The sequence below is a fragment of the Anoxybacillus sp. genome (assembly GCF_036834105.1).
Classification (GTDB): domain Bacteria; phylum Bacillota; class Bacilli; order Bacillales; family Anoxybacillaceae; genus Anoxybacillus.
On the sequence record NZ_DAITON010000010.1, the window covers coordinates 25,769 to 35,102 of the forward strand.

Sequence of the window (9,334 nt, forward strand, 5' to 3'; positions counted from 1 at the left end):
ATATTATATACGAACACTAACCGTTCATTCAACTATATGAACTTTTGTGCATATCGTAATATAGATGAAAAAGCAAACACACACCTTATTAGTTAACTCATACGGAAAGGAGGATTTTCATTGCGACATCCATTTATGTTTCCACCTTCTCGTTCGCCAATGCCGCCCATGTGGCAACAACCTATGATGCGACAAGTGCAGGGAGGCATGTTTTCACGTCTGTTTGGCAGTCAACTCCCTGCACAAACACTCGGCGCTGGTGGCGCATTACCGAGCATTGATTCGATGTTAACGAATGTACAAAAAATGTTGCACATGGTTCAAACGATTACACCAATGGTGCAACAATACGGTCCACTCATTAAAAGCGTACCATCGATGATGCGAATTTTCCGCGAATTGAAACAGTCTGATTCCACAGCGAAAACAAGTGAAGCAGCGAGCGAAACAAGCGCTGCTACGACTGAGAAACAAATAGTAAACAAACAACGTCCCGTTCCAACTGCACGCAAACAAAAAGAGCAAAAACAAGAGAAAACGAAGAAAAATGGTCAATCGATTCCGAAATTATATATTTAACTTTTGTATGTTCGCTCCTTCTTTTATATAATGAAAGCGACAAACACGCCGAGAAGGAGCGATCCATATGGAAGTGATAAAAATTACGCCACGCGGATATTGTTACGGAGTCGTTGATGCAATGGTCATTGCCCGCAACGCCGCGCTTGATCCAACGTTACCAAGACCGATCTACATTTTAGGCATGATCGTTCATAATAAACATGTCACAGATGCGTTTGAAGAAGAAGGCATTATTACGCTTGACGGACCGAATCGACTTGAGATTTTAGAAAAGATCGATCGAGGGACGGTCATCTTTACGGCTCATGGCGTTTCACCTGAAGTAAAAGAACGCGCACGAGAAAAAGGGCTTGTCACCATCGATGCGACATGCCCAGACGTCACAAAAACGCATGAGCTCATTCGCGAGAAAGTTGCTAATGGATATGAAGTCATTTACATTGGAAAGAAAGGACACCCTGAACCTGAAGGGGCAATTGGCGTCGCACCTCATGCCGTTCATTTAATCGAGAAACCTGAAGATGTGGAACAACTGAATATTCAATCAGAACACATTATTGTAACGAACCAAACAACAATGAGTCAATGGGACGTTGCGCATATTATGGAAAAAGTAAAAGAAAAATATCCGCATGCTGAAATGCATCGTGAAATTTGTCTAGCGACGCAAGTACGGCAAGAAGCGGTCGCTGAACAAGCGAAAGAAGCAGATGTGACGATTGTTGTTGGCGACCCGCGAAGCAATAACTCAAATCGACTTGCTCAAGTATCCGAAGAAATTGCCGGAACGAAGGCTTATCGGGTAGCGGATGTGACAGAAATCGATATTGAATGGATTAAAGATGCGAAAAAAGTGGCGGTTACTGCTGGTGCATCGACGCCAACACCGATTACAAAAGAAGTCGTTGACTTTTTAGAGCAGTTTGATCCAAATCGTCCTGAAACATGGAAGCGTGAACGAAAAGTACCGCTAACAAAAATTTTACCGAAAGTGAAAAAAAGAGGCGAATAAGCCTCTTTTTTATATGAACGTAAATGGTTCTGTATTCGCTTGAGACACATATATATCAACTGCAAATTTTTGTTGTGCGCACATCGTTTTTAATACGTTCGCTACCCCTTCTTTCATCACTTTTTCGACATGATGTCCCGGATCAACGACGTTTAAACCGAGCATTAACGCATCATGTGCGACGTGATAGTATAAGTCGCCAGTAACGTACACATCCGCACCTCGCATTTTTGCCTCGCGAATATATTTATTTCCGTCTCCTCCGATAACCGCTACTTTGCGAACGCGGCTATCTAACTCGCCGACGACACGAACAGCCGGCACTTGCAATGACGCCTTCACATGTTCAGCGAATTGTTGCAACGTCATTTCTTCGCTTAACTTGCCGATCCGTCCAAGCCCATATGCCGTTCCTTTATTTTCAAGTGGATATATGTCATATGCCACTTCTTCATACGGATGTGCCTGTAACATGGCCCGCACCACTTTTCGTTGCAAGCTGGCAGGAACAATCGTTTCAATCCGTACTTCTTCTACTGTCTCTAACGTTCCTTGCTGACCGATAAACGGATTGGCTCCTTCTTCTGGCAAAAAGGTGCCAACCCCTTCACTGTTAAATGTGCAATGACTATAATTTCCGATATGCCCAGCCCCCGCATCACCCATTGCCTCTCTCACCGCGTCCGCATGCGTACGCGGCACATATACAACAAGCTTTTTTAGCGGCTCCTCATACGTTGGAACGAGAACGTCAACGTCTTGCAGTTGCAAAGCTTCAGCAAGCCAATCATTCACCCCTCCTTTTGCAATATCTAAATTCGTATGCGCAGCGTAGACGGCAATATCGTGTTTTATACATTTTTCAATCATTCGACCGTACGGTTGGTCGGTCACAATATGTTTGAGCGGGCGGAAAATCGGTGGATGGTGGGCAATGATTAAATCGATTTGATGTTCAATCGCTTCATCGACAACTTGTTCTAACACATCTAGCGTAATCATGACACGGCGAATCGGTTTATTTAATGTACCGATTTGCAAACCAATTTTGTCGTCTTCCATCGCCAAATGTTTCGGAGCAAATTGTTCGAACAGCTGAATGATTTCATATCCGTTTGGCGTTTTCATCGTTTTAAAGCCTCCTCTACTATGCGTAATGTTTCAATAAACTGTTGCTTCTTTTTTATCGCTTCTTCTGTTTTTGCATGTTTTAACTGCTCGATCACATCGCGCCAATGACTCATTTCCATCATCCATTTCTTTTCGAACGCTTCATTTCTTTCTTTTAATAAAAATGGACCGAGCAACAATTCGACATGGAGTTGTGTATATGGTCGATGCGGATGACCTCGTTCGGCAACGAGCACTTCATAAATTTGTCCATCTTCCTCTAAAATGCGCTCACCAATCAATTCCCAATCATTTTCCAATAGCCATTTACGCACAATATGAGCGCCAACGTTCGGCTGTAAAATTAACCGTTTAACAACGCATAGTTTTTCTTTCCCTGCTTCTAAAATGTTGGAGATGAGCGTTCCTCCCATTCCGGCAATCGTCACACAATCCACTTCATTTGGCGCTACAACTTGTAGACCGTCTCCTTTACGAACGGAAATAACGTGAGAAAGTCCGCACTTTTCTACTTGCTGTTTTGCTGAACGAAACGGTCCATCTGCTACTTCCCCCGCAATCGCTTTTGTTATGTATCCATGTAAATACGCATAACATGGCAAATACGCATGATCTGATCCGATATCTGCCAACACGCTTCCTTTTGGAATAAATGAAACGACCGTTTGCAATCGCTTAGATAATTGTAATTCATTCACAATGATCACCACGCTTTTTTCTTCAGTTTATCACGTTTTACAAAAAACGAAAAATCCCTTCACCGAAGTAAAGGGACTTTTCAGCTTCGTTTATTTCAATTCGGCAAGCCATTTTGCCATTTCTTCTGCTTGATCCGCAGGTACTAATCCAGCTGGCATGCTTCCACGACCGTTTACTAATACCTCTTTAATTTGGTCGACAGATAAACGATCGCCCACGCCTGTTAATGCTGGACCAACGCCACCTTCATAGTTCGCACCATGACATGCTACACAGCTTTTCTTGTAAATGTCTTCTGGACCAGCTGCTGCTGTTTCTTCTGTCTTTGCGCCGCCTTCTTTCTCTTTCGCGACTTCTTTCATATCTCCGAGGCCTTTTACAGACAGAAAGAAAATGAGACCAATTCCCATCACCATAATGAGTGCAAATGGGATTAACGGATTGCGATTCATACTTTACCCTCCCTTATGTAATAAAGCATGTTTTTCAAAATGAAAACGTTACAAACAATTTTATTGTACTTTAAATTCCCATAAAGGAAAAGCCCCGTATGTAAATTTTTTTAAATGAAAAATGAAGAAATAAGAAGAATGATGCCGACAACGCCCGAAATGAAAAAATACATAAGCGAAAAACGCCAACCGATCAACAGCCAGACGAAACAGTTGAACATAACTGCCGCCGCTAATGCATTCGTACTTCCCGAGAAATAAAAATCGCTCGCACGAATCGAAAGAAGGAGCAACGACAAAGCTCCAACAATAAGCGCAATATGCGTTAACATCTTGTTTTGCACAAAAAAACGAACGGCTATAAAACAAATTATGACAAAAAGTGACAAAATGAGCGTTTGCAAAACGAACGACAATTCAGTAAAATAAATGACAAGAAGAGCAAGCGGTAAACATATGCCGATCATCGCCATCGTTGCACGGATTGCCCATGTCGGTACTTGTCTCGTTGATCGTTCAACATCGTCACGATTTCCTTCTGTATACAATGCAAGAAGAAAATCGCAATATTGTTCCGGCAACAGCCGCGTCTTCTTCCAATACTTAATTTCGTTAATAATGATCTCTTTTCGTTTTTGTTCCATTGAATACGCATTCCTTCCTAAATAAAGAAATAGCTTACTTCTATTGTAAGAAGTAAACTATTTCTTGTAAACGGTTATTCTAAAAAGTCTTTTAAACGTTTGCTACGGCTTGGATGGCGTAGTTTTCGCAACGCTTTCGCTTCAATTTGGCGAATGCGCTCGCGCGTCACACCAAACACTTTTCCGACTTCTTCAAGCGTTCGCGTCCGTCCATCGTCAAGGCCGAAGCGAAGACGAAGCACGTTTTCTTCTCGATCTGTTAGCGTATCTAACACGTCTTCGAGCTGTTCTTTCAATAGTTCATACGCCGCATGTTCGGCAGGAGATGTCGCATCTTGGTCTTCAATGAAGTCACCTAAATGCGAATCGTCTTCTTCGCCAATCGGTGTTTCAAGCGACACAGGTTCTTGAGCAATTTTTAAAATTTCTCTCACTTTTTCTGGTGTTAAATCCATCTCTTCTGCAATTTCTTCAGGAGATGGCTCGCGACCGAGATCTTGCAACAGCTGACGCTGAACGCGAATAAGCTTGTTAATCGTTTCAACCATATGGACAGGAATGCGGATCGTACGCGCTTGGTCAGCAATGGCGCGCGTAATTGCTTGGCGAATCCACCATGTTGCGTACGTGCTAAATTTATATCCTTTGCGGTAATCAAATTTCTCGACCGCCTTGATTAAGCCCATATTCCCTTCTTGAATTAAGTCAAGGAAAAGCATACCGCGACCGACGTAACGTTTCGCAATGCTTACGACGAGGCGGAGATTCGCTTCTGCTAGACGACGTTTAGCTTCTTCGTCTCCTTGTTCAATACGTTTCGCTAGTTCAATTTCTTCCTCCGCTGACAATAGCGGAACGCGGCCGATTTCTTTTAAATACATGCGAACAGGATCGTTAATTTTCACGCCCGGCGGAACGCTTAAATCGTTTAAATCGAACTCTTCATCTTTCAAATCGTCGAAATCTGGATCGTCTAAATCAGCATCATCGAGATCAGACTCGCCGACGACTTCGATACCTTGTTCGCTCAAATACTCATAATATTCATCCATTTGATCGGAATCGAGATCAAACGGGGATAATCGTTCAGCGATTTCTTCATAGGTAAGAACACCACGTTTTTTACCTAGTTCAACTAATTGTTCTTTTACTTGTTCTAACGTTAAATCGGAATGTGTTGACTTTTCAGCCATTTATTCCCCTCCTTCCAAAATGCAAAGACTTTCGCAATGCGATGATCTCACTTGCAATGCGTTTGGCGCGCTCATAATCTTTTTGTCGTTCGGCTTCACGTAGCTGCGCTTCTTTTTGCTTCAACAACTGTTCTTGAGGGTAATTGAGCACGCATTGGATATAATCTTGTAACTCTGCTGATGAAATATTTTCGTTTATCGGCATCATCGCCAGCTCTGTAACGGTGCGCTTTAATTGTGGATCATGAATGCGTTCAAGTAACGAGCTTACATCGGGTTCGTGTCCTTCTTCGTAAAACGCATATACATAAGCGACAATGGCGCGATGTTCTTCAATGTTGAATGCTCCTTCAATCGCTTGTTGAACCGTAAAGGCGATCGCTTTATCACGCAACATATGTGCGATTAACATCCGCTCTGCCTTTTGAAAGGCTGGCAACAATTTCGATTTCGTAGGCGGCAATACTGTTTCGCGATGCTCTTTCTTGCGTTCAACTTGTTGCTTCTTCCCATATACCGCCATTTGTTCGCGCAATGCATCCATTGAAATAGAAAACTCATCAGCAAGTTGTCGCAAGTAATAATCGGCTTCAATCGCATTAGATAACCGGCTAATTTCTTTTACCGCTTCTTCAATGTAGCGAAGACGCTCGCTTTCGTTTTGTAAATGATGACCGCGCTTTAAATATTCAAGCTTAAACGCCGTCAACGACAAGCTCGCATCAAGTACGTGATGACGAAAACGATCAGCACCGTATCGACGCACGTACTCATCAGGATCGAGTCCATCTGGCATCATCGCGACTTTTACGTAGCAACCAGCCTCAACGAGCGTTTCTGACGCCCGCAACGCAGCATCTATCCCAGCTCGATCACCATCGTAACAAACGATCACCGACGAGGCGTTTCGACGCAGCATACGTGCTTGCTCTTCTGATAACGCCGTCCCCATCGTTGCTACCGCATGGGTAATGCCCGCTTGCACAGCAGCAATTACATCTGCAAACCCTTCAAGTAGAACGACTTGCTGCTTTTGCCTCATCGGCAAACGCGCCTCATGAAAATGATATAAAATGTTTCGTTTATTAAAAATGGGTGTTTCAGGGCTATTGACGTACTTCGGATCTTCGTTTCCGAGCGTTCTGCCCGAAAAGGCAACCGTTTCTCCTTGATGGTTATGAATCGGAAACATAATGCGGTGGCGAAAACGATCAAAATATGAGTCCTCACCTGATTTTTTCGCAATTAAGCCCGCCCGTTCCATAAGTGGAAGGGAAAAGCCTTTGTTTGCTAAAAACGTAACAGCCGCATTCCAAGATGGCAAAGCGTAGCCAATTTCGAACTGTTCAATGACCTCGAGCGTAAATCCACGTTGAAGCAAGTAGTTTAGTGCTTCCTCTCCTTCATTTGTATGCATAAGCAAATGGTGATAAAACTTTTTTAACAGCTCATGTGCTGCAACCATCACCGCTGTTTCTGTTCGTTTAGCCGATGGATGATCATCGACAACGTCCGATAAGTCCACATTTGCCCGCGGCGCCAATCGCTTTACAGCCTCAATGAATGTGATCCCTTCAATTTCCATTAAAAACGAAAACACATTTCCGCCTGCTCCACATCCAAAACAGTAGTAAATTTGTTTTTCTGGTGAAACAGAAAAAGAAGGTGTTTTCTCTCCGTGGAAAGGACATAATCCAAAGTAGTTGCGCCCTTGCTTCTTCAGTGAAACATACTGCTGAATGATGTCTACAATATCGACTGAGCGACGAATGTGCTCAACCGTTTCTTCAGGAATGCGTTGTCCCATGTTCCAACAGCTCCAAACATATTTCGACAAAACTCGTTTCTGATATAGAAATGTTTTGTATGTTTTTATTCTCCATCGCGCGAAACAATCCTTCTTTTTGCGAAAAAAATATTGTCGAAAATCCCGATGTATTGTCACTTGACAATTAGCTATAAATAGTTTATTCGTCCTATGTTCAGTCTAAACCTGTTTTATCACAATTTTTTATTATAATATAAAAAACATGAGTTGGCTATAAAAATACATCAAAATGAAAAGCACATATCACTATTGTGACTGTGCTCCATTCGTTTATTTCTCTCTTTTCCGCATAATATTCATGATGACGTTTGCTGTTTCTTCAACAGCTTTATTTGTTACATCGATGACTTCGCAGCCAATTTTTTTTACGATGCCATCAAAATATTGCAATTCCTCTTTAATCCGATCGATATTTGCATAAATGGCGCGATCATCTAACCCGAGCGACTTCAATCGCTCACGACGAATTTCATTTAACTTTTCTGGGCTAATTTTCAATCCAAAACATTTTTCTGGCGGCACTTGAAATAGCTCTTCTGGCGGATCAACTTCTGGAACGATGGGCACGTTCGCTACTTTAAAGCGCTTATGGGCTAAATATTGTGATAATGGCGTTTTTGACGTGCGTGATACGCCAATTAACACGATATCTGCTCGCAAAATGCCGCGCGGATCACGTCCATCGTCGTATTTCACTGCAAATTCGATAGCTTCAATTTTACGGAAGTAATCTTCATCTAGTACACGAACAGGTCCTGGCTCGCAACGTGGCGTCATTCCGAATAGTTGTTCCATTTGTTCAATGAGCGGCCCGATAATGTCATATACTGGAACTCCTTCACGTGCCGCCTCAGCTAATAAAAATCGGCGCATTTCTGGTATCACTAATGTAAATACAATGATCCCTCGGTTCATTTTAGCTAAAGCGACAACTTCCGATAACGTCTCGACGTCCTCTACGTACGGGACACGTCGGAACTGCACGAGCGCCCCTTGAAACTGACTCGCCGCCGCCTTCACAACGAGTTCTGCCGTCTCTCCTGCTGAATCGGATACGACGTATACGATCTGGCTCATGTTTTTCCCCCTTTAAAGCACGTCTTCTTTCGCTAGCGCGACAAGCACCTTCGTCATATTTGTTTTCGTGATGCGCCCAACAACTTCATACCCTTTGTCTACTTTTTTAACGACAGGCATCGCATCAATTTGTTTTTCAATCAATTTTTGGGCGACATCAATAAGTAAGTCATCTTTTTCACAAAATGTAATATTCGGCATTCTCGTCATAATGATATTGACAGGGATCGATGTTAACTCTTGTTTTCCGATGCTCGCGCGAAGCAAATCTTTCCGAGATAAAACGCCGACGAGCAAAGATTCCTCGTCCACGACAAACAACGTGCCAACATCCTCTAAAAACATCGTGACAATCGCATCATAGACGCTCACGTTTTCATGAATGACAACAGGAATGGATTGATAGTCACTTACTTTAATTTTTTTAATTTTATCGGCAAGCAACTGCGTCCCTGTTTTTCCTGTGTAAAAATAACCGACACGAGGTCTCGCCTCTAAATATCCCGCCATCGTCAAAATGGCCAAGTCTGGTCTCAACGTCGCACGCGTCAAATTAAGCTTCTCAGCGATGTGCTCACCTGTAATCGGACCGTGATCTTTGACGATTTGCAAAATTTGTTCTTGACGTTTATTGAGTTCGATTGTCGCTCACCACCTTACAATAGGCTACATTATAAGACCATATTATAATTCATCTTCATATTTTGCAAACAAAA

Annotated in this window: 10 protein-coding genes; 2 read left to right on the forward strand and 8 right to left on the reverse strand. The window is 42.7% G+C overall.

All coding sequences use genetic code 11. The features are described 5' to 3' along the window. Nucleotides 1–120 precede the first annotated feature (120 nt). Nucleotides 121–579 carry a VrrA/YqfQ family protein gene (gene vrrA, locus V7Z64_RS02260; protein ID WP_297989278.1) on the forward strand — a complete coding sequence of 153 codons (459 nt, stop codon included), beginning with the start codon at nucleotides 121–123 and terminating at the stop codon, nucleotides 577–579. Between the two features lie 67 nt (nucleotides 580–646). Next, the gene (locus V7Z64_RS02265; protein WP_297989280.1) at nucleotides 647–1,594 is read left to right on the forward strand and encodes a 4-hydroxy-3-methylbut-2-enyl diphosphate reductase; all 948 of its coding nucleotides are present in this window, start codon (nucleotides 647–649) and stop codon (nucleotides 1,592–1,594) included. A 9-nt stretch (nucleotides 1,595–1,603) separates the two neighbouring features. Here the strand turns inward: V7Z64_RS02265 and V7Z64_RS02270 are convergent, their stop codons facing one another. From V7Z64_RS02270 to V7Z64_RS02305, 8 genes are all read right to left on the reverse strand, one after another. Beyond that, nucleotides 1,604–2,722, reverse strand: a complete 1,119-nt coding sequence (locus V7Z64_RS02270) for a Nif3-like dinuclear metal center hexameric protein (RefSeq protein WP_297989282.1) — start codon at nucleotides 2,720–2,722, stop codon at nucleotides 1,604–1,606. Continuing rightward, on the reverse strand, nucleotides 2,719–3,423 hold the full coding sequence (locus tag V7Z64_RS02275; RefSeq protein ID WP_297989284.1) for a tRNA (adenine(22)-N(1))-methyltransferase: 705 nt from the start codon (nucleotides 3,421–3,423) through the stop codon (nucleotides 2,719–2,721). The genes V7Z64_RS02270 and V7Z64_RS02275 overlap by 4 nt, the downstream gene beginning before the upstream one ends. A gap of 90 nt (nucleotides 3,424–3,513) precedes the next feature. Further along, nucleotides 3,514–3,876, reverse strand: coding sequence for a cytochrome c550 (gene cccA / locus V7Z64_RS02280; protein ID WP_003393933.1), 363 nt, complete (start codon nucleotides 3,874–3,876; stop codon nucleotides 3,514–3,516). Between the two features lie 110 nt (nucleotides 3,877–3,986). Next, complete coding sequence (locus tag V7Z64_RS02285; RefSeq protein ID WP_219985087.1) at nucleotides 3,987–4,520, reverse strand: hypothetical protein; 534 nt, start codon at nucleotides 4,518–4,520, stop codon at nucleotides 3,987–3,989. A gap of 74 nt (nucleotides 4,521–4,594) precedes the next feature. Continuing rightward, nucleotides 4,595–5,713, reverse strand: coding sequence for an RNA polymerase sigma factor RpoD (rpoD, locus tag V7Z64_RS02290; RefSeq protein ID WP_091703891.1), 1,119 nt, complete (start codon nucleotides 5,711–5,713; stop codon nucleotides 4,595–4,597). Next, complete coding sequence (gene dnaG / locus V7Z64_RS02295; protein ID WP_297989290.1) at nucleotides 5,706–7,520, reverse strand: DNA primase; 1,815 nt, start codon at nucleotides 7,518–7,520, stop codon at nucleotides 5,706–5,708. The genes rpoD and dnaG overlap by 8 nt, the downstream gene beginning before the upstream one ends. A 291-nt stretch (nucleotides 7,521–7,811) precedes the next feature. Further along, complete coding sequence (locus tag V7Z64_RS02300) at nucleotides 7,812–8,618, reverse strand: pyruvate, water dikinase regulatory protein (RefSeq protein WP_219985089.1); 807 nt, start codon at nucleotides 8,616–8,618, stop codon at nucleotides 7,812–7,814. Between the two features lie 12 nt (nucleotides 8,619–8,630). Further along, nucleotides 8,631–9,260, reverse strand: a complete 630-nt coding sequence (locus tag V7Z64_RS02305) for a helix-turn-helix transcriptional regulator (RefSeq protein WP_219985126.1) — start codon at nucleotides 9,258–9,260, stop codon at nucleotides 8,631–8,633. Between the last annotated feature and the right edge of the window lie 74 nt (nucleotides 9,261–9,334).